The organism is Ensifer sp. LC384, assembly GCF_001695865.1.
Taxonomy (GTDB): domain Bacteria; phylum Pseudomonadota; class Alphaproteobacteria; order Rhizobiales; family Rhizobiaceae; genus Ensifer.
Map to the genome: position 1 here is coordinate 1 of NZ_MBST01000083.1, position 515 is coordinate 515.

1 protein-coding gene is annotated in these 515 nt (G+C 64.5%); it reads left to right on the plus strand.

The annotated features are described in order from the left end of the window. Positions 1–15: 15 nt before the first annotated feature. Positions 16–515: GMC oxidoreductase (locus tag BC363_RS31930; protein ID WP_244519990.1), on the plus strand; the 500-nt coding region annotated here is incomplete at its 3' end.

Below are 515 nucleotides of genomic sequence, written 5' to 3' on the forward strand. Positions count from 1 at the left end.
AAAGGCCCCTTCGCCATGAGCGTCAACCAGGCCGGCGGCTTCTTCCGCGGCACCGGGGACGAAGCGCAGCCGAACATCCAGCTCTATTTCAACCCGCTCTCCTACCGCATTCCCAAGGATCCCAAGGCCGGACTGAAGCCGGAACCCTATCCCGGCTACCTGATCTGCTTCAATTCCTGCCGACCCGCCAGCCGGGGAAGCATCGCGATCACCTCCGCCGATCCGCGCACCGCGCCGGAGATCCGTCCGAACTATCTTTCGGCGAACAGGGATATCGAGGAAGTCGTGCAGGGAAGCCGGCTGGTGCGCAGGATCGCCTCCGCCTCGGCCCTCTCGACCGTCACCGCCGAGGAAGTCTCGCCTGGGCCCTCGCTTGACAGCGACGAGGCGCTCATCGACTATTTCCGCGAGAATTCCGGTTCGATCTATCACCTGTGCGGCACCTGCGCGATGGGACCGGACGAACAGGCGTCGGTCGTCGACGCACAGCTCAAGGTGCACGGCATCGAAGGCCT